This window comes from Pseudomonas azotoformans (assembly GCF_900103345.1).
GTDB lineage: Bacteria > Pseudomonadota > Gammaproteobacteria > Pseudomonadales > Pseudomonadaceae > Aquipseudomonas > Aquipseudomonas azotoformans.
Map to the genome: position 1 here is coordinate 1,472,288 of NZ_LT629702.1, position 25,036 is coordinate 1,497,323.

Annotated in this window: 18 protein-coding genes; 14 read left to right on the forward strand and 4 right to left on the reverse strand. The window is 60.2% G+C overall.

Annotated features, from left to right (window positions below):
* Window positions 1–44: 44 nt before the first annotated feature.
* From BLR69_RS06100 to BLR69_RS06115, 4 genes are read right to left on the reverse strand one after another with little or no spacing between them, the layout of a single operon-like run.
* Window positions 45–1,238 (reverse strand): hybrid sensor histidine kinase/response regulator, encoded by a 1,194-nt coding sequence (locus tag BLR69_RS06100; RefSeq protein ID WP_071495602.1) that lies wholly within the window; start codon window positions 1,236–1,238, stop codon window positions 45–47.
* On the reverse strand, window positions 1,232–1,837 hold the full coding sequence (locus BLR69_RS06105) for a chemotaxis protein CheB (RefSeq protein WP_071495601.1): 606 nt from the start codon (window positions 1,835–1,837) through the stop codon (window positions 1,232–1,234). The genes BLR69_RS06100 and BLR69_RS06105 overlap by 7 nt, the downstream gene beginning before the upstream one ends.
* Window positions 1,834–2,664: a CheR family methyltransferase gene (locus tag BLR69_RS06110; RefSeq protein ID WP_371858617.1), complete on the reverse strand. Its 831-nt coding sequence runs from the start codon at window positions 2,662–2,664 to the stop codon at window positions 1,834–1,836. The genes BLR69_RS06105 and BLR69_RS06110 overlap by 4 nt, the downstream gene beginning before the upstream one ends.
* A complete protein-coding gene (locus BLR69_RS06115; protein WP_071495600.1) occupies window positions 2,665–6,162 on the reverse strand; it encodes a response regulator in 3,498 nt (1,165 codons plus the stop codon).
* A 333-nt stretch (window positions 6,163–6,495) separates the two neighbouring features.
* Between BLR69_RS06115 and BLR69_RS06120 the strand changes: the two genes are divergently transcribed.
* From BLR69_RS06120 to BLR69_RS06185, 14 genes are all read left to right on the forward strand, one after another.
* Window positions 6,496–9,063 (forward strand): hypothetical protein, encoded by a 2,568-nt coding sequence (locus BLR69_RS06120; protein WP_071495599.1) that lies wholly within the window; start codon window positions 6,496–6,498, stop codon window positions 9,061–9,063.
* Window positions 9,064–9,238: 175 nt separating this feature from the next.
* Window positions 9,239–9,979, forward strand: a complete 741-nt coding sequence (locus tag BLR69_RS06125) for a YopT-type cysteine protease domain-containing protein (protein ID WP_169716624.1) — start codon at window positions 9,239–9,241, stop codon at window positions 9,977–9,979.
* Between the two features lie 184 nt (window positions 9,980–10,163).
* The gene (locus BLR69_RS06130; protein ID WP_134434910.1) at window positions 10,164–13,994 is read left to right on the forward strand and encodes a hypothetical protein; all 3,831 of its coding nucleotides are present in this window, start codon (window positions 10,164–10,166) and stop codon (window positions 13,992–13,994) included.
* A 219-nt stretch (window positions 13,995–14,213) separates the two neighbouring features.
* The gene (locus BLR69_RS06135; protein WP_071495596.1) at window positions 14,214–14,579 is read left to right on the forward strand and encodes a response regulator; all 366 of its coding nucleotides are present in this window, start codon (window positions 14,214–14,216) and stop codon (window positions 14,577–14,579) included.
* 191 nt (window positions 14,580–14,770) lie between these two features.
* On the forward strand, window positions 14,771–15,553 hold the full coding sequence (locus BLR69_RS06140) for a hypothetical protein (RefSeq protein ID WP_071495595.1): 783 nt from the start codon (window positions 14,771–14,773) through the stop codon (window positions 15,551–15,553).
* Window positions 15,554–15,616: 63 nt separating this feature from the next.
* Window positions 15,617–17,017, forward strand: coding sequence for a DUF1254 domain-containing protein (locus tag BLR69_RS06145; protein ID WP_071495594.1), 1,401 nt, complete (start codon window positions 15,617–15,619; stop codon window positions 17,015–17,017).
* A gap of 116 nt (window positions 17,018–17,133) precedes the next feature.
* Window positions 17,134–18,150, forward strand: coding sequence for a transporter family protein (locus tag BLR69_RS06150; RefSeq protein WP_371858619.1), 1,017 nt, complete (start codon window positions 17,134–17,136; stop codon window positions 18,148–18,150).
* Window positions 18,151–18,162: 12 nt separating this feature from the next.
* The gene (locus BLR69_RS06155) at window positions 18,163–19,137 is read left to right on the forward strand and encodes an AAA family ATPase (protein ID WP_071495592.1); all 975 of its coding nucleotides are present in this window, start codon (window positions 18,163–18,165) and stop codon (window positions 19,135–19,137) included.
* Window positions 19,134–20,057, forward strand: a complete 924-nt coding sequence (locus tag BLR69_RS06160) for a DUF58 domain-containing protein (protein ID WP_071495591.1) — start codon at window positions 19,134–19,136, stop codon at window positions 20,055–20,057. The genes BLR69_RS06155 and BLR69_RS06160 overlap by 4 nt, the downstream gene beginning before the upstream one ends.
* The gene (locus tag BLR69_RS06165) at window positions 20,054–20,509 is read left to right on the forward strand and encodes a DUF4381 domain-containing protein (protein ID WP_071495590.1); all 456 of its coding nucleotides are present in this window, start codon (window positions 20,054–20,056) and stop codon (window positions 20,507–20,509) included. Before BLR69_RS06160 ends, BLR69_RS06165 begins: the two co-directional genes overlap by 4 nt.
* Window positions 20,496–21,491: a vWA domain-containing protein gene (locus BLR69_RS06170; RefSeq protein WP_071495589.1), complete on the forward strand. Its 996-nt coding sequence runs from the start codon at window positions 20,496–20,498 to the stop codon at window positions 21,489–21,491. Before BLR69_RS06165 ends, BLR69_RS06170 begins: the two co-directional genes overlap by 14 nt.
* On the forward strand, window positions 21,478–22,932 hold the full coding sequence (locus tag BLR69_RS06175; protein WP_071495588.1) for a VWA domain-containing protein: 1,455 nt from the start codon (window positions 21,478–21,480) through the stop codon (window positions 22,930–22,932). The genes BLR69_RS06170 and BLR69_RS06175 overlap by 14 nt, the downstream gene beginning before the upstream one ends.
* Entirely contained in the window at window positions 22,929–23,978 is a 1,050-nt protein-coding gene (locus BLR69_RS06180; protein ID WP_071495587.1) for a BatD family protein, read from the forward strand. Before BLR69_RS06175 ends, BLR69_RS06180 begins: the two co-directional genes overlap by 4 nt.
* Window positions 23,975–24,976 carry an HAD family hydrolase gene (locus BLR69_RS06185; protein WP_071495586.1) on the forward strand — a complete coding sequence of 334 codons (1,002 nt, stop codon included), beginning with the start codon at window positions 23,975–23,977 and terminating at the stop codon, window positions 24,974–24,976. Before BLR69_RS06180 ends, BLR69_RS06185 begins: the two co-directional genes overlap by 4 nt.
* Window positions 24,977–25,036: the final 60 nt, after the last annotated feature.

Consider the following 25,036-nt stretch of genomic DNA (forward strand, 5'->3'; position numbering starts at 1 on the left):
GACCATGGGGTCACGCAGAGGTTGCGTCGAGGTGACGATTGAATTCATGCCGTCGCCTGCAGGGGCAGGCACACCCTGAACAAGGCGCCCTCGCCTATCCGGCTCTCGACTTCGATGGTGCCGCCATGGGCCGCCACGATCTGTTCGGAAATAAACAGCCCCAGGCCCAGGCCCGCTGCGACCTGGCTGGCGGACACCCGCTCGAATTGCTGGAAAATACGCTTCTGGTTGTCTTCGCTGATCCCGATTCCGTGATCGCGCACCTCTACGCGGGCTTCGTCATGCTCGCTGTACACGCGCACTTCCACCGGGCTCTTGGCCCCGTAGCGCAGGGCATTGGTCAATAGGTTAGTGACCACTTGCTCGATACGGAACTCATCCCAGTGCCCCTCTACCGGGCCGTCGGCAACCAGCGTCATGGATGAATCCGCCGCCGCTACCTGGGGCGCGAAGTTCTGCACCAGGCTGCTGACAAGCTGCGTCAGGTCAAACCGCGCCGGGCGGATCGACAGTTTGCCGGTGCGGATGCGCGACACGTCGAGCATGTCTTCGATCAGGCGGATCAGGCTCTGGATCTGGCGCTCGTCACGGTCGACCATGGCGTGCATCTTGTCCAGGGTGAACGCGGCGGCGTTGTCCCGGGCCAGGTGCATCTTGCGCAACTGGGTTTCGAGGATCAGCCCATTGAGCGGCGTACGCACTTCGTGGGCGACGATCGACATGAAATCGTCACGCATGCGCACCGCCTGCTCCAGCTCGGCCTGGGTGGCCTGCAGACGCGTCAGCAGCAGTTCCTGCTCGCGACGGCTGCGCTCCAGGGCTTCGACCTGCAGCTTCATGGCCTTGCTCTGGCGGTACAGGTCGACGAACACATTGACCTTGCTCTTCACCGCATGGATATCCAGCGGTTTGTGCAGGAAGTCCACGGCGCCGCTTTCGTAGCCTTTGAAAGCATAATTGAGTTCGCGGCCGGCGGCGCTGACAAACACAATCGGGATGTTCCTGGTTTTCTCGGTACCGCGCATCAATTCGGCCAGCTCGAACCCGTTCATGCCGGGCATCTGCACGTCGAGGATCGCCATGGCGAATTCGTGCTCCAGCAACAGGGACAAGGCCTCATCGGCGCTCAATGCCTTGAACACCTGGCGGTCCTCGCGCTTGATCAGCGCTTCAAGGGCCAGCAGGTTTTCCGGCAGATCGTCGACGATCAGCAGTTTGGCCTGGACAGTACTTAACATGGGGAATATTCCAGCGAAGCCAGCAGTGAGCCAATACGGCTCAACGTCAGAATGTGATCGGGTGTGTGCAGTGCCAGGGCCGCACGGGGCATGACGGCGACACGTGCTTCAGTGGGTTCTTGCACCACAGTGGTTCCGCCCTGCTGCTTGACGTGGGCCAGGCCACGGGCGCCGTCCTGGTTGGCGCCGGTCAAGAGGATGGCGAGCAGGCCCGTGCCGTAGGCATCGGCGGCGGATTGAAACAGGAAGTCGATTGCCGGGCGCGAATGGTGCACGCGGTCCTCCTGACTCAGGGACAGGCTGCGATCATGCTCCACCGACAGGTGATAACCAGGCCCGGCGAAGTACAGCGTGCCGGGCTTGAGCACTTCCTTATCGCGCGCCTCCACCACCGGCATGGCAACGCGGCGATCAAACACCTCGGCCAACTGGCTGCGGCGCTCGTCGGGCAGGTGCAGCACGGTGATGATCGGCAGGCCGAAGTCTGCAGGCAATTGGGCAAATACCGTCAGCAACGCCTCTACGCCACCGGCGGAGGCGCCGATGACAATAGCCTCTATGCCCCGGACCTGTGCCGGGCTGGCAGCCTCTTGATTCATAGCTTTCGGTAGATCCGTTCCTGTTTGACCAGCGGTTCGAATTGCTTGCCATACGCGGAGAAGTCCAGGGTCTCCTTGCTGCCCAGCACCAGGAAACCGCGATGACACAGCGACTCATGGAACAATCCAAATGCTCGATCTTGCAACTTTTTATTGAAATAAATCAGTACGTTACGGCACGAAATTAATTGAGTTTCTGAGAATACACTATCGGTTGCCAGGCTGTGATCGGCGAAGGTCACATTCTCACGCAGCGTTTTATCGAAGATTGCGTAATCGTAAGCTGCGGTGTAGTAGTCGGCAAATGAACGTTGGCCACCGGCCTGCTGATAGTTGGCGGTATAGGCGCGCACGTTCTCCAGGGAAAAGATGCCCTGCTTGGCCTTGTCCAACGACGTCGGGTTGATGTCGGTGGCGTAGATGATCGTACGCTCCAGCAACCCTTCTTCGCGCAGCAGGATGGCCATGGAGTACACCTCCTCGCCGGTGCTGCAGCCGGCGATCCAGATCTTGATCGACGGGTAGGTCTTGAGCAGCGGCACCACTTCCTGGCGGATCGCGAGGAAGTGCGACGGGTCGCGAAACATCTCGCTCACCGGGATCGTCAGGAACTGCAGCAACTGCATGAATGCCGCCGGGTCATGGAGCACGCGTTCCTGCAAGGCGGAAATGGTCGCGCAATCAAACTGACGCAAGGCATGAGCCACACGGCGCTTGACCGACGCCCCGGAGTAATCCCGGAAGTCGTAGCTGTACTTGAGGTAAATCGCCTCGATCAACAGGCGCAGCTCAATATCGCTGCTTTTTTCCAAGAAACTTCGCTCCACTTAAATGCGTTCCATCTTCGGTAGCCACACACGAATCAGTGAGAACAGGCGATCCAGGTCGATCGGCTTGGCCAGGTAATCGTTGGAGCCGGCCGCGAGGCAGCGCTCCTGATCGTCTTTCATGGCCTTGGCCGTCACCGCGATGATCGGCAGCTTTTTCCAGCGCGGGTCCTGGCGGATCAAGGCAGTGGCCTCGTAACCGTCCATTTCCGGCATCATCACGTCCATCAGCACCAGGTCGACATCCTCGACCTCATTGAGTTTGTCGATGGCTTCACGGCCGTTACGTCCGATCACCACCACAGCGCCTTTGTGCTCCAGGGCGCTGGTCAGGGCGAAGATGTTGCGCACATCGTCGTCCACCAGCAGGATCTTGCGCCCCTCGAAGACCTTGTCGCGGCTGCGAGCGGTCTTGAGCATCTTCTGGCGATCATGGGACAGCTGGGATTCGACTTTGTGCAGAAAGAGTGTGACCTCATCCAGCAGGCGCTCCGGCGAGCGGGCGCCCTTGATGATGATCGAGCGCGAATACTTGCGCAGTTCGGCTTCTTCATCGCGGGTCAGGTTGCGCCCGGTGTAGACGATCACCGGCGGGAACGAGCAGATGTCCTCGGTGGCCATGCGCTTGAGCAGCTCGTTGCCGAGCATGTCCGGCAGCTTGAGGTCGATGATCATGCAGTCGTAGACGTTGGTGCGCAGCAGGTCCAGGGCGGCCTGGGCATAGCCAACGTCGGTTATCTCAATGTCATCGTCGCCGATCAGGCGGGCAATGCTATCGCGTTGCAGGTCATCGTCCTCCACCAGCAACACACGCTTGACCTTCTGGGTCAGCTTGGCTTCCAGGCGCGCGAACACGTCTTTTAACTCTTCACGGGTGGTGGGTTTGACCGCATAGCCGATGGCGCCCATGTGCATGGCGGCTTCGACGCGGTCTTCCACGGAAATCACATGCACCGGGATGTGCCGGGTATTGGCGTGTTCCTTGAGGCGTTGCAGCACAGTCAACCCGGAATGGTCCGGCAGGCGCATATCCAGCAGGATGGCGTCGGGTACATATTCCTCGGCCAGGCTGTAGCCCTCGTCCGCGCCATGGGCCACCAGGCAGTGGTAGCCCAGCTCATGGGCCAGGTCGAACAGGATGCGGGCGAAGTTCGGTTCGTCTTCCACCACCAGGATGCAGCGCGTGGTGAACGGAGCCTTGTCACGGTCATCGGCGAAGCGCGGGATCAGGCTGGCATCGGCCACCGGCAGCGGCGACACCTTGGCCGGAGCCGGTGCCGGCGCCACCACCACTTGGCGCGGCTGCTCGATCGGTGCCACGTCTTCCCCCGGCTCTGCATAATGTTCCGGCAGTACCAGCGTAAAGGTGCTGCCTTTGCCTGGGGCACTGGTCACGCTGATATAGCCACCCAGCAGGGCCGCCAGGTCACGGGAAATCGACAGGCCCAAGCCGGTGCCGCCGTAGCGGCGATTGGTGGTGCCGTCGGCCTGGCGGAACGCTTCGAAGATGCTTTCCTGCTGGTCCGGCGCAATGCCGATGCCGGAGTCGCGCACGGTAAAGGCAATCCCCTCCTCCGATGCACGCGACACCGACAGGCTGACCTCGCCCTGTTCGGTGAACTTGACCGCGTTGGACAGCAGGTTCTTGAGGATCTGCTCCAGGCGCTGGCGGTCGGTATACAGCATAGTCGGCGTGCCTTCCTGCACCTCTACCTGGAAGCCGAGCTTGCGATCAGCCGCCAGCGGCTCGAACATGCCGCGCAGGCCGTCGACAAGCCGTGCCACGCTGGAGTTTTCCGGGCGCATCTCCAGCTTGCCGGCCTCCACCTTGGAAATATCCAGGATGTCGTTGATCAGGTTGAGCAGGTCATTGCCGGCGGAATAGATCGATTCGGCAAACTTGACCTGTTCGGCGCTGAGGTTTTCCTGGGGGTTCTCGGCCAGCAACTTGGCCAGGATCAACGAGCTATTCAGCGGCGTGCGCAGCTCGTGGGACATGTTGGCGAGGAATTCGGACTTGTACTTGCTGGAGCGCTGCAATTCTTCGGCGCGGTCCTCCAGTTCGAGCTGGGCCTGGTTGAGCTCGATGTTCTTGCGGTCCATGGCGTCGCGTTGTTCGGCCAGGGTCTCGGTCTGCTCGGCCAGTTGCTCGTTGGTCTGCTCCAGTTCGGCCTGCTGGGTTTCCAGGTGGGCCTGGGACTCCTTGAGGATGCGCGACTGCTCTTCCAGCTCTTCGTTGGCGGTCTTGAGTTCTTCCTGCTGCACTTGCAGCTCTTCGTTGAGCTGCTGGGTCTCGGCCAGCACTTCCTGCAGGCGCTGACGGTAACGTGCGGCTTCGATGGAGGTGCCGATATTGCCGGCGATCAACTCCAGCAGCTCTTCGTCACGCTCTTCCAGCGGGCGCAGGAAGCCCAGTTCGACCACGCCATTGACCCGATCATCATCACTGGTGGGCATGACCAGTACGCTGCGCGTCGGCCCTTCACCCAGGCCGGAGCTGACCTTGAAGTAATCCACCGGCACATCATCCAGGCGAATCAGGCGATCCAGCTGGGCCGCCTGGCCGACGATACCTTCGTCACTGTAGATCGCTTGTTCCCGCTGTTCCTGTTCGCGGGAGAAACCATAAGTGGCCACGCGCTTGAGGCCGCCGTGTTCTTCACGCACATACAGCGCGGCAACAGCCGAGCCCATGTACTGGGCAAAGAACTGCAGGATATTGCGCCCGAGCATATTCAGGGTCAGTTGGCCGAGTACCTGTTCGGCCAGTTCGGTCTGGCCGTTTCGCAACCAGGCTTGTTGCTCAAGGCGTCGCGCAATCTTCTGCTGGGACGCGAGGTTTGCACTGTAACTATCTGATAATGAAACAAGATTTTTACGACCGATGTAGGCCAGGAAGCCACTCAAGCCCAGTACAAAGGCCAAGTACAGGGTGACGCTGATCACCGTGGTGCGGGTGACGTCTTCATTGCGGGTAATGCGAAACTGCTGCTCCATCGCCACCGCGTCGTCGTATTCCTTGCGGATTTCATCGGTCAGGCGCTTGCCGCGGCCAGCCTTGACTGCGCTGCGGTAGTCACCACTGGTGCGCTGCATATCAATCATCGATTGGGCGTAGTTGTTCCACTCGGCCTGCAGGGCTTCCAGGCGCTTGAGGCGATCCACCTGCTGCGGGTTGTCCGCCACCAGCTCCTGCAGGTTACGCAGGTCGGCGATGATGCGCGGCTTGGCCACTTCGTACGGGTCGAGGAAATGCTCGTCGCCGGTAATCAGGAAACCGCGCATGCCGGTTTCCAGGTCCACGGTCAGCTTGGACGATTCATTGAGGTTATTGATAACCCGGTCGGTGTGTTCAACCCATTGGATCACCGACAACAGATAAGTGATCAGGCACACGAAAAACACCGCGCTGAGCACGCCCACACCCAGGGGCAATGCAACGTTTCGGCTCAGCAGATTACGAAAGCTCTTTTCATCGACGGACGAAGCGGGAGTCATGGGCATGCCTTGGCCAAGTGTGTAAAAAACCGGAAGTTTGCCCCAAAGTCGTACAGGAACGCCATTTTTCTACCGCATAACGATGAAAAGGATGACCGCCACCATGGAAAAGAGCCGCTCAGCCAATCCCTTGCATCAGGCGGGCGTCGTACATTTTCACACATCCTCGCGTCAGGCACCGGAACGTCGAAGAGCATCTGTTCCACGTAGTGAGGCGTCTTGAGAACAGGGAGGCTCTACCACGAAGGCGCTCCTTCCTTTCAATACAGGTGCCCACAGATGACAATTTCCGCTCAGCCCCAACCACGCGTAACCCCGAGGCCTCCCGTCCTAGTGGCTGATAAGCCACCCACGCCCATCACTGACGCCAATGCAAACCATGAAAAGCCTGATCTCAAGAGCGCCCTGGCCGACAAACACAACCTGATCACCCTGGGTGTTGCACTGAATAAACTGGCCAAACAACTTGGCGCGGACACATCGGCTCCTGCGGTACTGGCAGCGCTGAAGACAACATCGATGGTGATTCATCCCGATACGCGCTACGCCCAGGACGCCGGCGGCCGCGTCGCCCTTGAAACATTCATCAATAACCTCGGCTTGCCACCGCCCGACAGTCACTTTGCACTCACCGGCCTCGCGGCCGCCGTCACCGACCGCGGCCAGGTGCATCCTTTGGGCAATATGACCGGCGCGCTGTCCTGGCTCGTCCCGCCGAGCGCAGATGACAAACGACGCATTCGCCTCATCACCATGAGCCATGGCGATCCCCAGGGACAGTATCCACTCGTGATGCAGACCAATGGCCTGTTACTGGAGTTCTTGCGCAGCCGCACAGCGCTTCCCGCCGGGGCGCTGAAGGACCCGGCCACGGCACGGGACGCGCTGCTCAGTTCACCCGAAGGACAATTGCTCGGCGAAACGCTGCAGAAAACCATGCGGGGTGTCGCCACCGACAGCAGCACGATGGACTACCTGCTCGCCGCCGTGGCCTTGCAACTGGACCCTGAGTCCATCACGGAAACACGCCGCAACATGATCGCAGGCTTCGATATGATGAGTGACAAGCACTGGGGCAAGCCGGTGTCCACAGTCCTCAAGTCGTTCGAACAGTATCTGGTCACCGGAAAAAGGACCAGCGCGGCCATGGCGGGTGTCGCTTCGAGTGTACTGCTGCCTGGCCGCGTACCCGCCTTTGGGATCAAGGATATTCCGGCCTCCGTTACCTACGGCAGCCCAGCGTGGGTGGAGGTGTCGATAATCGCCGCCATCATTGAAGGACTCACCCCTGGCAAGGTCGCGAACATGACCTTTGCCGAAGTCATGCTGGCAGCTCCCAGCGTCATCGCGGCGGATCCGGCCTTGACCCAACGTGCGCAACGTGAAGCCCTGGTGGATTGGGGGGTGATCAATGGGGTACTGCCCAAGAAAGATGATCATCTCTACAGCGCTGACGAACTTGATGCCCTGCTCCTTGAGTTCAACACACGCAAAGCGCTGACCAGTACCGCGAGCCAAGCACTGGACGCAGACATTCCATCGCGCAAAGAGATGGCCCTGATCGAACTGAAAAAACGCTTCCCCGGGCAAGAAGCCCTGTTCGAGCAAAAACTGATTCATATCAGCCGCAAGGAAACCGCGGCGGGTGGAGACGTTGGTTATCGAACGGTCGAGGTCGGGCCTCACTCGATGCTGGACATCGCCATGATGAAGTTGCCGCGAGCCGATCTGGTACTTACCTCGAAAGACACACGTGTTCCATTGGCCGCCTTGCAGGCCAACCCCCATTTTGGAGTAGCCGACGCTTTTGAATCACAATTCACCCATGCCATTCAAGAAAAAAAGGCTGCGATCAGCACCTACATCAAGCACTTGATCAGCCAGGCGCCCCTGGAGGTCCGCGAAGACCTCGAGTACGGCAAGATAAGCTTCTTCCAGGAACATTCACGCACCTTGGGGCCGGGGTTTACCGGGTCAACACCGCAACCGAAGAATGAAGAACTGCTGGTCCGGGTCGAGCGTAACCGCATGACCAAGGCGTACGCGATCAGCTTTAACAGAGGCACGATAGACGCTGTCCATTTATCGCGGGCAAGCCCTGAGAGCCACCGCGAGGCGAATGTTGTGCACGACACAAAAGCCTTTACCCCCAACGGGGACGATGCCACACGCCGTGCAGAGCAAAAGCACCCGACTCAACGCCCGCCAAACAGCTTCAGCTCAGAACGCACCGGCCTGATCGCCAACGCATTCGTGCAACATGTCGATCTGGATGACGATGCAATCAAGCAACAGGCTCGCGGCGTTACCACTGCCGACCGCAATCGCAGGCGCGGTGAAGCCGTCACCGAGTTTATCCTGGACCTGATCCCCTTTCGCTCGGCGATCAATAATTTTCGTAGAGGCGATATCGGGGCAGGCTTGTTCGACCTGGCCATCGACCTGTTCGGCATCGTGACGGCCGGCGCGGGAGTCGGCGGCAAGGTGGTCAAGATCGCGGGCTCTGGCGTTTCCGCTGCCACCAAGGTGGCACGCTCAGCCAAAGTCATCGGCATGGCAACCATCAGTGCGCTCAACCCCCTGGACGGCGTGGGCGACTTGGCAGTGGGCGCCTGGAAAGGTGCAAACGCAGTGAGCACCGGACTCAAACGCTTGAGCGGCATAAAAGCGCGCTCCGACCTGGTCGCGGCAAGCCGTCACTTCGACGCCGCCTCGGTAGGCACATTCACACGTAAAGACGACATTCTTGAAGGCCAGGCGGTCCTCATCAAGGACCAATGGTATGCCTACAACCCTACGACCCGACAACCCCTACGGGTCACCGCTGGAGAACTTTGTACCCTCCGCGCACATGGAGGCAGACAATATGGGCAAATGGGCGACAGCGACAGGTTCGACTAAAACGATTGATGATGACACTTTCAAGAGATGGACATCATCGGTTGCACGGCATAGAACCGGCCCGGGAGCGTCCGCCTTCGAAGCGGGATACAACGCTGGAAATCTGCGAGGTATCAAGGGGATCTCCAAGTCCTCAACCATTGCGGATCTGATAATACGGGGCTCGGACAAAAGCTTGACCGCAGAACAGGTCGGTAGTCTGGTCAGGCGATACGATGACCTTGCATACGAACTGGGGCGTGTCGGCAGCGCCCGCTTTATCGACAATCTGGAACCGCGTTTCGGGACTGTGACGCCGTTGCCACAAGTTGTTTATTTCTCGCTGACAAAGCAACTGTCTGACGGACAATGCGCAGCACTTTCACGCGTCATGGCCACCGCCGTGGAGCACGGAAAGGAACTTGAGTTGATGCGTAACATGTACCGTGCAGCGGCCTTTCCCAAAGACCCCGCTTCAATCAGGTTCATGGAAAAACTGAAAACCCTGCAGAAACAAGTGGGCGGCCAAACGTCCTTCCATGCCGGCAAGACCTACCGTCAAGTGACGTATCAAAACATGGTCAAGGAACTCGGCGACGCCACCGTTTCCAAGTCAATCATGATCGACTCTCCGGGCCACGCTATGGCTGCCGGGGTTAAAGTCAACGGTGGCGAAAAAGTCTTCTATTTTTATGACCCGAACTTTGGCTTTGCGACCTTCTCCAGCGCAAACGCCATGGAGGCAGGCCTGACAAAAGTATTCAACGACAAGAAACTGGTGCCATCCTATAAAACCCACGGAACCGATCCAAACAGTCTGGAGTTCAGAGTGTTTGATCACGATGACGCCTGGCAGCAAAGAAACAGTGTTTTCCGTGCCGACATCGAAGCGCTCTATAACACGCCTATTGCAACCGGACCTTTACCGCCTTTGTGACCCTTGGAACAATCTGAAGAATGGCTGCACGTCAAATCAGGACATTGATATAGCTTCTTACATAGAGAGGGCTGAGGCACGGGAACGCAGGTCGCAGGACATGGCACCCAATGAGGCGCCTTGAAAAAGGAGCCTTGCGCAGGCAAATGCGCGGATAACGTCCAACTTCAAAGGGTATCCAGCCATGACCAGTCTCTACGCGGTGTCCACGTCAGCCCTCAACCCACCCACCCATGCGGTCAGTCAACCCCATCGACTGTCCCAACCCACCTCGTCCGAAAGCGTCGCAGAACAACAGCCCAACCCGGGGCCACAACCGACTTCTCTCACATCAGCCGACCTCTCCAGCAAAACCCTGATTGGCAATGCGCGCAACCTGCATACCCTGTCGCAAGCGCTGCACAAAATTGCCAGGACACTGGGACACAATGCGTCTCCCCCGGCGGTTTTGAACGCACTCAAGACCACAGCAATGGACATCCACCCGCATTCATCCTTTCCAACGCAGCCTGACACCCTTGTCACACTGGAGAGCTTCATCCGCGGCATCGGCCTGGGTCTACCTACCAACCATTTTTCCTTGACCGCGTTAGCGGATGCCGTCAGTGAGAGAGCGGTGGCGAACCCGTTTGGGAACTTCGGGGGGGCGCTGTCCTGGCCTGTACCTTTGAATACTGACGATCAGCGAACGCTGCAGGCAGCGGCTCTCCAATACATCAAGGATCACTCGAACACACCCGAGACGGCCGGTAGCCTGGGTATCCTTGAGTTCCTCAACGGCAACAACCCCCTATCGAGTGAAGCCAAGGCAGACCCCATCAAAGCGTTGGAGTCGATCCTGAACGGTCCCCGAGGGCTGGCGTTTGGTCGGGCGATGCAAGTGCATATGAAGGGTATCGACACAGACACCAGCCCCCATGACTACGCCCTGGCGGCGATCAACCTGGTGCTGAATCCCCAAACCATTCCCGACTCCCAGCGAAACCAGGTAGCCGGGTTCGATCTGGCGCAATCGGATCATTGGGGCTTGCATCCGTCGGCAGTGGTCGATGCGCTGGTCAAACGCTTGATTAAACGTGACCTGGCTGGCCCGGAGACGGCCAAGGTTGCCGCAATGGTATTACTCGCGCAGGCAGCGCCTGCATTCCAGGTAAAAGGCATTCCCGACAACGTCACTTATGGCAGCCCGGCCTGGACCCGACTGGAGATCGCGGTGGCGATCCAGGAAGCCGAGTCACCCGGGTCGGCGGCGACCATGGGCTTCGACGAAATCATGATCAAGGCCGAAAAGGCCACCCAGTTGGATCCAGCGGTAACCGAGCTCGCTCAGAAAACCGCACTGGTCGATTGGGGGGTGGTCAACGGCCTGACCGAGAGAAAGGATGACAAACAGTACACGGACCAAGAACTGGATGAGTTGAGAGCCCAATACAACCAGGAATTTACGGAACAGATCGACGCGCAAGCCTTATCCAACACTGAAATACCCAGCCGTAAGGACATCGCCCTCGCCAAACTGAAAGAGCGCTTTGGTGAAGGTATTCCGTTTGAGCGCCCCCTGTTGAAACTGCAGACCTCCGGCCATCAATCCACCGCGATGCCGCTCTATGATCCGAACTTGCGGCCAGAAGGGTATTTTTCGATGCTGGACATCGCGATGATGGAAAACCGTCATTACACCTGGAAGACCGATGACCCTCGTATTCCCCTTGCCGAGATCAATAAAAATCCTGTTCTCGGCGTGAATGCGGCATTCAAGCAACAATTCGACGAGGCCATTGTCTCGCGAAAGCAAGGTTTGAGTGCGACCGTCAGGCACCTCATATCCAAACTCCCCTTGGAGCAACGCAAAGACCTCGAATATGGAAAGCTGCGCTTCTTTCATGAGTCGGAGTACAGACTCAATCTCACGGACAAAACACTGCTCCACAAATACTCCACCTTTTCGATAAAAACCGAGCGCGACGACGTGTCGTCTGTTTATGAAGTGGACATCCAGCAAGGCACTATTACCAAGTTGAACAGCGGCAATAATTACGGTGAAAGAAACTACGGCCCAGGCTCACGGCACATTCAACGAACCGAGTTTCGGCCGTCCCGCTATCGCCAAGAGAGCCAAAAGGAAAACACTGGCGACACCTCAGTCACGCCTAAAAGCTTCAGCAGCGACCGCAGCCAATACATTGCCGATGCGTTCGTTGAGCACTTGGATATCGACAACGCCGATGTTGTGAAAGCCGCCAAAGGCTCTACGCAGCTGGATAAACAGTTCGAAGCACAGGATCGCGCGGCCAACTTCTTTCTGGACCTGGTCCCGCTTAGATCGGCCATTGTCAATTTCATAAGCGGCAACTATGTGGCGGGCGCTCTCGATCTGACGATGGATGTCCTGGGGTTCCTGACCGCTGGCGCAGCAACTGCGGCCAAGCTGGTCAAGGTGGGGGCGATCGCCGGCTCTGCTGCCACAAAGCTGGCCAAGGGCGCGCGCGTGATTGGAGCGGCGACCCTCAGTGCATTCAACCCGCTGGGGGGCGCAGACGACCTGGTATTTGGCGGCGCAAGGCTACTGGGCAAAAGCCCTCGGGCACTGGAGAAAGGCATACAAGTGCTGCGGGGCGCATCAGACAGTTACGGGCTGCTGAAAAACCTCAGCCATCAGTACGACATAGCCGCAATAGGCAGCTATAAGGTCGGCGATACAAAGATCCAGACGGCTGCAGTGTTCAACGATGGACAATGGTACCGCTACGACCCGATCAAGGCTCAACCCTACGGAGCCCCGCTGGAGAACTTCACGCCCTCTGTCGCGGCCTCCGCGGGGGAAATCAAAGGGTTGACTGAGTCGGGGAGCATCGAGTGGTTCACCGGTTGGTGGAGTTCCCCCCGTCCCGGCACCCAACCCAACCCCAATTTCGCAAAGGAATTCGAAGACTTGCGGTTGAGCGCATTGAAAACGGATGCCGAAGGATTCAACCGTGGTTATAACAGCCAGACACCGCCATCGATTACGGGGTACTCAACATCCCTGAGCGTTGAACAGCTCAAGATACTTTCACTGCAAGCCGGTCCAAGTGCGCAACAGTTGGGAAGCCTGATTCGCCGCATCGAAGACCTGGAAGAACTGCCGAATACGTTCTACACCAAAATGGAAAACCTCAAGGCGCTGGATGCGGACAGTTTCAAGCAGGGTTACAAGTACGGAACGCCCGACTCGATAAAGGGGTACGAGGAAGGGTTGAGAGTCCCTGAACTCCAGGAGCTGGCTTTGCAACGCGGGTTGACGACGCAACAAATGGGTTGTTTGTACCGACAGGTTGAAAAGCGCGCGATCACGCTCAACTTGTCCCTGGCCAAAAAATTCGGCGATAACATCAAGGCCGCAGGCGGAACGTTCGTTCCGATGCCACAAGGTTTGTACCTCAGCCAAGTCAGTCCTATCTCGGGTGGGCAGTGTGCGGTGTTTGCTAACTCGATGGCCTATGCCATTCAGGAGGGCAAGCAAACCACGCTGTTGGAGAATCTTTTCACAGTAATGGCTCATCCCGAGCATCCCGCCACCCAGACCTTTCAAAAGACTATGCAAAGTTTCCAGGCCAAGCTCAGGCATGACTTTCATGTAGGCCAATACAAACAGCAGCGGACGGCGGCGCAAATCATCGAGCAACTGGCGAATGCCAACACGTCGACCAGCCTGATGATAGGTAATACAACACATGGGATTACCGCAGGCGTTGTCGTCAAAGGCGGCGACAAAGAATGGTTCTACTTCGACCCCAACTTCGGGTTGGCAACATTCAAGTCCGAGGCGTCTATGCGCGCCGGTGTGGAAAGTGCAATGAGCACCGGTTCAACGAGCGCATTATTCCGTCCGAATCCGGGGACCTTGACCTATTCTGTCTCGGACTTCAGTGAGTTGAACCTGATGAACACCGTCGGCAGCATCAACGGCGTGCATGACCTGGTGGCCATCCCGCTATCAATCCCCTCCCCCAGATTGGCCTCAAGTGTCGCCTGACGTTTGGCGGGGAGTACCGGCATCATCCGATTCCTGGAGATGCCGCAGTCCCTTGCGAGCCCGGTAGAACCCCGACCACAGACTCATACGGGACATTCCTTCCCAACACCGGCACAATACCGACCTCGGTGAGGGAACTTGCCGAGATCGCCGCGACTCATTAGAGGATGGCCTTTCCACCGCTCACGGCCAATCCTTTCAACTCTTGGGAATTTTTTTATGTCCGCCACCGCCTCCACCATCCTTGTCGTCGAAGACGATGCCATCGTGCGCATGCTCATCGTCGACGTCCTGGAGGAGTTGGAATTCAACGTGCTGGAGGCCGGCGATGCTGAAGAAGCGCTGGCACTGGTGCAAAACACTGACCAGGTGATCGACCTGATGATGACCGACGTCGGCTTGCCGGACATGGACGGCAAGCAACTGGCTGCCAAAGTGCGCGAACTGCGTGCTGACCTGCCGATTCTGTTCGCCAGCGGTTATGCGGAAAACATTGACGTGCCGGCCGGCATGCAAGTGATCGCCAAGCCGTTCTCGATCGATCAATTACGCGACAAAGTCAAATCGATGCTACCTGCCGCCTGACCCCTCTTTTGCCCGTCGCCGCCCATTCAGGGCGGCGATTTCCGGCGTATTACACACAAGTGAAACACCCCATGCCGTCAAACTAATTCATTTGGATAGCTAGCGCGTCTGGATTTAGCTGCTAGCTTCAACCGACATGCCCTACCGGTATTAATCACAAGGGATAGTCACCCAGGTATGGGGGAGCGCACATGTTCGGGTCACCGTACGCGTCGGCATTGATGCTGGCTGTTATTGCACTACCGGCCCTGGCGGATAACGCCGACACGGCCAACAAGAGCAACAACCCCCTCAACCTGGCACCGGGTGCGAACCTGCAGGACTACTACAGCCCACGCGTTTACGACAGCAACGCCCACACCAACGACCTGTTGCTGCGCGGCACCCTGCCCATTGCACCCTCCGACTTTATCGGTGTGCCGCAATTGCTGCGTGCCACCCTGCCCCTCAGCACACGCCCCGATCCGCACAGCGGCTACAGCACGGGGATGGGCGACCTGAATCTGTTCGATATCTTCCTGCTCAAGACCGAGGGCGTGCAGCTGGGCATCGGCCCGCAAATCACCGCGCCCACCGCCGAGCAGGACGAACTGGGTACTGGTAAGTGGCAGGCTGGCCTGGCGGCCATTGCGATTGACGCCTCGCCAAGGGGGTTGCTCGGTGCCCTTGTGCAATACCAAAGTTCGTTTGCCGGCGATCGCGACCGCGCACATGTAGAAAGTGCAACTTTTCAGCCGTTTATCATTCATAACCTGCCGAAGGGCTGGTACCTGCGCTCCACCGGCACCTGGACCTTCGATTTGAAGAACGACACCCACTACATTCCCATCGGTTTGGGGGCGGGCAAGGCCTGGAAATCCGGGAGTAACATCGTCAACGCCTTCGTCGAGCCACAATGGACAGTGGCGCGCAAGGGTGACGGCCTGCCCCAGTTCACCTTGTTTGCAGGGATTAACGTGACGTTCGGCAAATAAACCGGTTAACTCGGCGGTTTCATCCCACGCCCTTAAAACAGAACTCTGGAAGGACGCAACAACATGATTGGAAAACCGACGCGCCTGCTGTTGGCGAGCCTCTCGATACTCATGAGTACCGGCGCCTGGGCCGACTTCACGGCAACCCCGGCCGAAGCCCGGGCCATTGCCAAGGAAGCCTACCTGTATGGGTTTCCGGTGGTGGACATGTACAAGACGCTCTATACCCAGGCCGTTGACAAGGGCGGTGCCAACTTCAAGGCGCCGTTCAACCAGATCGGCAATACCGCGCAGGTGTTCACTCCCAAGGACACGGCCTTCGTCACGCCCAACTCCGATACGCCCTACTCGTTCGTCTGGATGGACCTGCGCCGCGAACCGCTGGTGCTGACCCTGCCCAGTATCGAAGACGACCGCTACTACTCGGTGCAGTTGATCGACCTTTATACGCAGAACTTCGCTTACCTGGGCACCCGCAGCACCGGTAACAACGGCGGCCACTACATGATCGCCGGCCCCGACTGGAAGGGTCAGCAGCCGGTGAATGTCGACCGCGTGATCTACAGCGAAAGCAATATTGCCTACGCCCTGTACCGCACGCAGTTGTTTGATGAAAAGGACCTGGGCAAGGTCAAGCAGATCCAGGCCGGCTACAAAGTGCAGCCGCTGAGCAGCTACGTAAAACAACCTGCGCCGGCCAAGGCGGCCAAGGTCGAATGGCCAAAGACCACGGCGACCATGACCGAAGGCCCGCAACTGTTTCGCTACCTGAACTTCATGCTGGCCTTCGCCGCGCCGCAGGACAGCGAAAAAGACCTGCTGGCCCGGTTTGCCAAGATCGGTATCGCCCCGGGCGCGCCGTTCAAGGTCAAGGAGCTGAGCGCCGAACAACGCAAGGCCCTGGATGAAGGCATTGCCGACGCCCACGCCGAATTTGCCGCGTTCAAGAAAGACAAAGTCGACACTCACCAGATCACCAGCGGTGATCTGTTCGGCAGCCGCGACCACCTGAACAACAATTACCTGTACCGCTATGCCGGCGCCAACATGGGCATTTTCGGCAATTCCACCGATGAAGCCGCCTACATGAGCTACTTCGTCGACAGCGAAGGCAAGCCCGCCAACGGCGCGCGCCACAGCTACACCGTGCACTTTGCCAAGGACCAACTGCCGCCGGCTGATGCGTTCTGGTCGCTGACCATGTACGACGCCAAGACCAAGCTGTTGGTGCCCAACCACAAGAAACGCTACCTGATCAATTCGCGGATGCTACCCAACCTCAAGCGTGACGCCGATGGCGGCCTGACATTGGCCCTGCAGCACCACGAACCGCCGAAGGCCGAGCAAAGCAACTGGTTGCCGGCGCCACCGGGTCCGTTCTACGCCGTACTGCGCATTTACCTGCCCAAGCCTGAGGTGGGTAACGGTCAATGGAAGCTGCCACCGTTGACACCGCTCAAGTAACACCACGTGCCCGGTCGCAACAGGGTTAGACCGGGCACGTAAACCCCTGCTATCAGGCCGATACAAGGATGGATGACGCCATGATTTCACGTGCACGATTGCATGGTTTTTGCGCCATGCCGCTGTTCCTCGGTGCATTCGCCAGCTGCGGCGTATCCGCCGCCACGCTGCCGAACCTGGGCAGCAGCGCCGCCGCCCCCAAGGCTGACCCAGAGACCTGCCATCGCCTGCAACAGGATTTCGACATTGACCTCAAGCAAGTGGTCAAGGCCGGCTGCGACCCATCGACAGAACAAATCGCCAAGCTGATGGATAACCCGGTGGGCAACCTGGTGCTGTTGTTCAACCAGTTCGACTACAGCGCCCTCAAAGGCCCGCACAGCAACGGCACGCGCTACCTGGGCAAATACAGTTTCATGCCGACCTTCCCGGTTTCCATCGGCGAGGATTGGAACCTGATCAACCGCCTGCCGGTGAGCTATGTGAGTGCGCCGGTCAATGCCAAGGCCGGCAACCTGGCCGGCCTGAGCCCTTACGGCGTGCTGACCGACCATGACTTCCCGTCGGTGGTCAACGACCCGTTTGATCGCACCTCAGGCTTTGGTGACCTTGCCTACGTCGGCGTGTTTTCGCCCAAGCAGCCGATCCGCTTTGCCAACGGCGGCAAACTGGTCTGGGGCTTTGGCCCGACCGCGATGTTTCCCACCGCAGAAAAAGACGTCCTGGGCACCGGCAAATACTCGCTGGGCCCGGCGTTTGTCGCGGCGTACCTGGGCGAGGACTGGACCCTCGGCCTCTTTCCCCAGCACTGGTGGTCGGTGGGCGGCGATGCGCAGCGCAAGGACGTGAGCCTGACCAATATCCAATATTTCATCCAGCGCGCGATTCCCGGCCCCGGCCAATGGCGGGTGGGCATGACGCCCAACATCACGGTGAACTGGAAGGCCGAAGGCGGCAACAAGGTCAACTTTCCCATCGGCATCGGTGCCGGGCGCATCGTCAATTTCGGCAAATTGCCGGTACGCATTTCCGGTGAAGTGCAGTACTCGGTGATCCACGCCGACGACCTGATCAGCAGCCGCTGGAATTTCCGTCTGTCGTTTATCCCGGTGATTCCCACCTTCATGCTTTGAACGAGGTGTGCCATGACAGCACTCAACGATGTGACCGCCTTGCAAGCCAGCATGGCCGAAAGCGTGCTCGGGCAGGACCAGGTGATCCGCCAGATCCTGATTGGCCTGTTAGCCAACGGCCATCTGTTGCTGGAAAGCCTGCCGGGGTTGGCCAAGACCCGCACGGTGAAGGCACTGGCGCGACACCTCGATGCGAAGATGAGCCGCATCCAGTTCACCCCGGACCTGCTGCCCTCGGACATCACCGGCGCCGAAGTGCTGCACCAGGTCGAAGGGCAGAACCAGATCCGCTTCCAGCCCGGCCCGCTGTTCGGCAACCTGATCCTCGCCGATGAAATCAACCGCGCACCGGCCAAGGTCCAGGCGGCTTTGCTCGAAGCCATGGAAGAACGGCAGATCACCGTGGCCGGCGCCAGTCACCCGCTGCCGCCACTGTTTATCGTGGTCGCCACGCAAAACCCCATCGAACAGGAAGGCACCTACCCGCTGCCTGAAGCGCAGATGGACCGCTTTGTGATGAAGCTGCTGCTGGACTACCCCAGCGCCGACAACGAAAGCCAGGTGCTGCGCCTGTTGCGCGAAGAGGAACAGGCCGCCGCCGCCCAAGCCGTGCAGGGTTTTACCCTGGGGCAAGACGTTATCTTCGCCGCACGCCAGGAAGTCAGCGCGATCCAGGTCGCCCCCGCCATCGACCGCTACCTGATCGACCTGATCAACGCCACCCGCCACCCCGCCGACTACGACGCCGACCTGGCGCGCTGGATCAGCCTCGGCGCCAGCCCGCGTGGCGGCATCGGCCTGGACCGTTGCGCACGGGCCGATGCGTGGTTGCAAGGCCAGGCCTTTGTCACGCCGGATAATGTCCAGGCGGTCGTCCACCCGGTGCTGCGTCATCGCCTGCAACTGAGCTATGACGCGGTGGCAGACGGCGTGACCGCGGATCAGGTGCTCGACCGCCTGCTGAGCAAAGTGGCACTCCCCGCATGAACGCCGACGGGTTTGTCTATGTCAGCCTGGGGCAGTTGATGGCCTTGCAGTTCCAGGCCCGCGACCTGAGCTTTGTGGCGCGCCAGCCGCAAGGCAGCCTGCTGGCGGGCAACCATGCTTCGCGACTGCGTGGGCGCGGCCTGAATTTCGATGAACTGCGCCGCTACCAGCCGGGCGACGACCTGCGCCACCTGGATTGGCGCGCCTCATTGCGCACCGGCAAACCGGTGGTGCGTACCTTCACCGAAGAGCGCGACCGTCCAGCCTTGATCGTGGTGGACCAGCGCATGTCGATGTTTTTCGGTTCGGTGCGCAGCTTCAAATCGGCCGTCGCCGCTGAACTTGGCGCACTGGCGGCGTGGATGGTGTTCAACGCGGGTGACCGCGTCGGCGGCCTGGTCTTCAACGATCAACGCATCGACAGCGTGGCGCCATTGCGCAGCCGCAAGCGCGTGGAAGCCTTGTGCAGCCGCATCGCCCAGCAAAACGGCGAATTGGCGGCGCGCAATCCGGACCACGAAGGCGACGACCAATTGGACAAGGTCTTGCGCCAATGCGTGGCCGTGGCGGGCCATGACCATTTGATCTGCCTGGTCAGTGACTTTGCCGGTGCAGGGCCGCACACCTTGCAGCTGTTGCAACAGCTGTCGGCGCATAACGATGTGGTCGCACTGCAGGTGTACGACCCTCTGGCCCTCAATGTGCCGAGCCGGGGCCAGCTACGCGTCACTCAGGGCCAGTTGCAGGTGGAACTGGCGGTGAATCAGCGCCAGGTGCGCCAGCCCCTGGGGGACTTTCTCGGCGGGCGCTTGAAGGATGTGGCCAGCCTGCTGCGCCGCAGCCAGGTGCCGCTGTTGATGATCAGCACCGCCCTGCCCGCTGCCGAGCAACTGCGCAGTGAATTGGGGAAGCGGCGGTGAACACGCATGTGCCAAGCATCGAGCAACTCCAGGAGTTGAGCTTGCCCGCGCCCGTCAGCTATTGGCCGCAGACCTGGGGCTGGGGCGTGTTGCTCGGCGTGTTGGTGTTGGGGCTGTTGGTCCTGGCAGCCCGCAGGTGGCTGCAATGGCGCCGTGATGCGTATCGGCGCGAAGCCCTGGCGCACCTGGACACCTTGGCGGACCTGCGTGAACTGCCCGAACTGCTCAAGCGCGTGGCACTGTCGATGCCGCTTTCGTCTGAAGAAAAACAACGCATCCCCACCCTGCGCGGCGCCGACTGGCAAGCCTTCCTGCAGCGCCACGCCGGTGCGCCGATCCCCGAGGATCTCAGCCAGCGACTGGCCGCAGGGGCCTACGGCACGGCGCCGCCGGATGTGCACCTGCTGGCTCACTGCAAAGCCTGGGTGGAGCAGCACCATGTGGCAGCTTGATTACCCCTGGTTGCTATTGATATTGCCGCTGCCGTGGTTGGCCTACCGTTACCTGCCGGCATACCACGAAGCGCGCAGTGCGGTGCGGGTGCCTTTTTTCAGGGGCATGCGCCAGGCCGTCGGTGGCGCATTGTCGGCCCGTGGTAGCGCTGGCAACCGTGGTCAGTTGCTGCTCAACCTGCTGGTCTGGGCCTTGCTGGTGCTGGCCATCGCCCGCCCGGTGTGGGTGGAGAAACCCATCGAACGCCAGCAACCGGTGCGCGACCTGATGCTGGCCATCGATATTTCCCAGTCCATGCAGACCCAGGACTTCACCGACGCCGAGGGTCACAGGATCGACCGCCTGGCCGCCGTCAAACAGGTGGTGCACGGCTTTATCCAGCAACGCCAGGACGACCGCATCGGCCTGATCCTGTTCGGCAGTGGCGCCTACCCTCAGGCGCCGTTGACCCTCGACCACACCAGCCTGTCGCTGTTGTTGGATGACAGCGGCATCGGCATGGCCGGGCCGAACACCGCCATCGGCGACGCGATCGGCCTGGGCCTCAAGCTGCTGGACCAGGCCCATGAGCCGGAAAAAGTACTGATTCTGCTCACTGACGGCAACGACACCAGCAGCGCCATCACCCCGGACCACGCCGCCGACATGGCCGCCGCCAAGGGTGTGATCATCCACACCATCGGTATCGGCGATCCGCAGGCCAGCGGCGAGGCCAAGGTCAACCTCACGGCCTTGCAGGACATTGCCGCCGCCACTGGCGGCCACTATTTCCGTGCCGAAGACCGTGACAGCCTGAACCAGGTCTACGCCACGCTCGACAAAATAACGCCACATCAAGTGAAAACCCTCAGCCACCACCCCAAGCGCGACCTGTTCTGGTGGCCGCTGTGCGCTGCGCTGACACTGTTGGCGCTGTATCACCTGATCGCAGCGCTGTGGCCACATCGGTTGAAACGGGAGCACGCTGATGGACTTCAGTGAGTTCCACTTCCTGCGTCCCGCCTGGCTGTTATTGGCATTGTTTGGCGCCCTGCTGCCACTCGTGTGGCAGCACAGCCGCGACCTTCAGCGCCGCCTGCGAGGCAATATTGCCCCACATCTGTTGCCGCATTTGCTGCTCACGCCCACCGACCCCCACCGCTTGCGCCCCGTGCATCTGGTGAGCGCGCTGCTGATCGTCGGCGGCGTCGCCGCTGCGGGACCGGCCTGGGAACAGGACCGTCCGGACTTCCTGGAAAATCGCGCGCCCTTGATCATCGCAGTGGACCTGTCAACGTCGATGGACACCACCGATGTACCGCCCACGCGCCTGACCGCCGCCAAACACAAACTGCATGACCTGATCCAGCGTCGCCAAAGCGCGCGCACGGCGTTGCTGGTGTACGCCGGCAGCACCCACCTGGTGTTGCCACCGACCGATGACCCAGCCCTGCTCGACACTTTTATCCAGGCACTGGGCACCGACTTGATCAGCAGGACCGGCAAGGATGTGGCTGGCGTTGTCGACCAGGCCAAGCGCCTGCTCGATCAGACACCCGGCACCTTGCTGCTGGTAACCGATGGCGCGGATATCGAGCAACTGCCCTCCCTCAAGGACAGCTCGCTGCAAGTCCTGATCCTGGCCCTCGGCAACAGCCCCACACTCAAACAATTAGCTTCGGCCACCGACGCACCGCTGGGCAGCCTGACCCTGAATGACGATGACCTGGACTGGATCGAACTGCACGCCCAGCAGCATTTCCAGGCCGCCGACGAACAGCAACAGCTGTTGCAGTGGAAGGATGCCGGTTACTGGCTGTGCTGGCCGTTGCTGCTGGTGGCGTTGTTCGGCGTGCGCAAGGGCTGGAGCCTGAACTGGACCGCCGTTGTGCTGCTGGGCCTGTTGCTGGGGCCGACGCAGGCTGAGGCCAATCCGTTTCTGACACCCGACCAGCAAGGCCGCTGGGCCTTCGAACACCACCATTACCCCGAGGCCGCAGCGCTGTTTGTCGATCCTTACTGGAAAGGCATTGCCGCCTATAACGCCGCCGACTACGACCTGGCCCAAACCACCTTTGCCGCCATGAACACCGCGCCCGCCGCGTTTTATCTGGGCAACGTACTGGTGCGCCGCTTCAAGTTCGATGACGCCATCGTTGCCTATCAGCGCGCCTTGCAGCTGCAACCGGACTTTCCCGAAGCCAGCGCCAACCTGGCCCTGGCGATGGCCCTGAAAAAAGACACCGAAAGCGCCGCCAACAACACCCCCGAGGTCAAACCCGACGTAATCAAGTTCGACAAGGCGCCAGGCAAGGGCCAGAGCAAGGCGATCCAGACTGAACAGGCGAACAACGACGCCCTGTGGCTGCAAAACCTGACCACCTCACCGGCGACCTTTCTGCGGCGCAAATTCAGCCTGCAGGATCAGGAGGCGCGGCCATGAATCGCTACGGTTGCGTATTGCTGTTACTGGCCGCGCCGTTGTGCGCCGCCGAGCCGCAATTGCGCGTCAAGGCGCAGTTGGTTCCCGGCGCTTCGGTGATGGTAGGCGAACAGTTGCAAGTGCAGGTCGAGGTACTCACCGACACCTGGTTCACCGCCGCTGCGACGTTGCCGGAGCTGAAAATTCCCGGTGCACGCGTGCAACCTCCGGGGGGCGAAGCCGAACACACCAGCCAGGTGATCGACGGGCAAACCTTCTATGGCTTGCGCTACGCCTACCTGGTCACGCCTATGGCAGCACAACATTTCAGCGTGCCTGCGCTGACGGTCAGCGCCCAGCCGGGCCAGGCCAGCGCGCCGTTGAGCGCGCAGAGTGCACCGTTGAGTTTCGATGCCACCCAGCCACCCGGCTTTGCACCGGGTGAAACGGTGCTGGTCGCCAGCGGCCTACGATTGAGCCAGACCCTCGCGGCCAGCGACCTCAAAGTCGGTGATACGCTGACGCGAACCCTGACCTTGCAAGCCGACAACACGCCGGGGCTGTCCCTGCCACCGCCGACGCTGGCGCCCATCGATGGGCTGCGTCTCTACCCACAGGCGCCCGACATCCGCAATCTGGATGACGGACGCGGCACCGTCACCGGCGGTCAACGCATCGACCACCTGGTGTATCGCGTCACGCAAGGCGGCCATTACACCTTGCCGGCCGTCCAGGTGAAATGGTGGGACAGTCGCAACCATCGCCTGCAAATCGCGCAGGTGCCCGCGCTCGTCTTTGATGCCCAGGCCACCAGTGCCTATACCCCAGCGTTTTCCATCACCGATGACCTGAAAACCCTCGGGCAGCACACACGCTGGCAGCTATCGCGGCATTTGCTTGCAGCTATGGCCGCCGTGGTCGCCCTGACACTGGCGGCCTATCTGATCCGCGCCGTGTGGCCGCGCCTCGGGTCATTGTGGCGAAAGGCATGGCCAGCATTGCGCTGGGCCTGTCGTCAACTACGCTTGCTCCCACTGAACCCTCGTCACGAAAAGGACTTCCCATGACGTCGCTGCGTTCTGCCCTGCCCCTGCTGTTCCTGCTCAGCCTGCCTGTCCTCGCGGCCGACCCACTGCCTTCCTGGAACGAAGGCCCGAATAAACAACAGATCATCGAGTTCGTCCAGGCGGTAACCGCCAAAGGCTCCAAGGACTATGTCAAACCCGCCGAACGCATCGCTGTGTTCGACAACGACGGCACCCTATGGACCGAACAACCGGCGTACTTCGAGGTGCTGTTCGCCTTCGATGAAGTCAAGCGCCTGGCGCCCCAGCACCCCGAGTGGAAAACCACCCAGCCGTTCCAGGCCGTGCTCGAAGGCGATCACAAGGCCCTCGCCGCTGCCGGCATGGACGGCCTGCTGAAAATCATCGGCGCCACCCACACCGGGGTCAGCACCGAGGCCTTCATCGACAATGCCAGGCACTGGCTGAAGCAGGCCCGCCACCCCAAGACCGGCAAGCCGTTCAACCAGATGATCTACCAGCCCATGCTGGAGATGCTCGACTACCTGCGCAGCCAGCAATTCAAGACCTACATCGTCTCCGGTGGCGATACCGCTTTCATGCGCGCCTTCGCCGAAGAGGTGTACGGCGTGCCGCCGGAGCAAGTGATCGGCTCCCGCTTCGTCACCCAATACCAGATCAAGGAGGGCCAGCCCCAAGTGCTGCGCACCGCCAAACTCGCGCACAACGATGACGGCCCGGGCAAGCCGGAAAGCATCGACGCGATGATCGGGCGCCGGCCGATCCTGGCCTTCGGCAACTCCGACGGCGACCTGCAAATGCTGCGGTGGACCGCCGCAGGCCCTGGCAAACGCTTGATGGGCCTGGTGCACCACACCGACGCCCGGCGCGAGTGGGCCTACGACCGCAATGCTCAGGTGGGGCGCCTGGACAAGGCCCTGGACCTGGCCAGGCAACAGAACTGGACCGTGGTGGACATGGCGAGCGACTGGCGTCGTATCTACCCCTTCGATCCGGCTGTGCAAGTGAAGGTGCAATAAGCAAAGACGTCGCGATGGACTGTTAAAAACGTTGGTCGCAGGCAATGCGACTCAAGCCCT

Coding starts and splice junctions, on each gene's coding strand:
- BLR69_RS06100 (WP_071495602.1), bottom strand. CDS start 1,238: ATGTTAAGTACTGTCCAGGCCAAACTGCTGATCGTCGACGATCTGCCG.
- BLR69_RS06130 (WP_134434910.1), top strand. CDS start 10,164: ATGACCAGTCTCTACGCGGTGTCCACGTCAGCCCTCAACCCACCCACC.
- BLR69_RS06175 (WP_071495588.1), top strand. CDS start 21,478: ATGGACTTCAGTGAGTTCCACTTCCTGCGTCCCGCCTGGCTGTTATTG.
- BLR69_RS06150 (WP_371858619.1), top strand. CDS start 17,134: ATGCCGCTGTTCCTCGGTGCATTCGCCAGCTGCGGCGTATCCGCCGCC.
- BLR69_RS06115 (WP_071495600.1), bottom strand. CDS start 6,162: ATGACTCCCGCTTCGTCCGTCGATGAAAAGAGCTTTCGTAATCTGCTG.
- BLR69_RS06185 (WP_071495586.1), top strand. CDS start 23,975: ATGACGTCGCTGCGTTCTGCCCTGCCCCTGCTGTTCCTGCTCAGCCTG.
- BLR69_RS06145 (WP_071495594.1), top strand. CDS start 15,617: ATGATTGGAAAACCGACGCGCCTGCTGTTGGCGAGCCTCTCGATACTC.
- BLR69_RS06155 (WP_071495592.1), top strand. CDS start 18,163: ATGACAGCACTCAACGATGTGACCGCCTTGCAAGCCAGCATGGCCGAA.
- BLR69_RS06135 (WP_071495596.1), top strand. CDS start 14,214: ATGTCCGCCACCGCCTCCACCATCCTTGTCGTCGAAGACGATGCCATC.
- BLR69_RS06160 (WP_071495591.1), top strand. CDS start 19,134: ATGAACGCCGACGGGTTTGTCTATGTCAGCCTGGGGCAGTTGATGGCC.
- BLR69_RS06105 (WP_071495601.1), bottom strand. CDS start 1,837: ATGAATCAAGAGGCTGCCAGCCCGGCACAGGTCCGGGGCATAGAGGCT.
- BLR69_RS06170 (WP_071495589.1), top strand. CDS start 20,496: ATGTGGCAGCTTGATTACCCCTGGTTGCTATTGATATTGCCGCTGCCG.
- BLR69_RS06140 (WP_071495595.1), top strand. CDS start 14,771: ATGTTCGGGTCACCGTACGCGTCGGCATTGATGCTGGCTGTTATTGCA.
- BLR69_RS06180 (WP_071495587.1), top strand. CDS start 22,929: ATGAATCGCTACGGTTGCGTATTGCTGTTACTGGCCGCGCCGTTGTGC.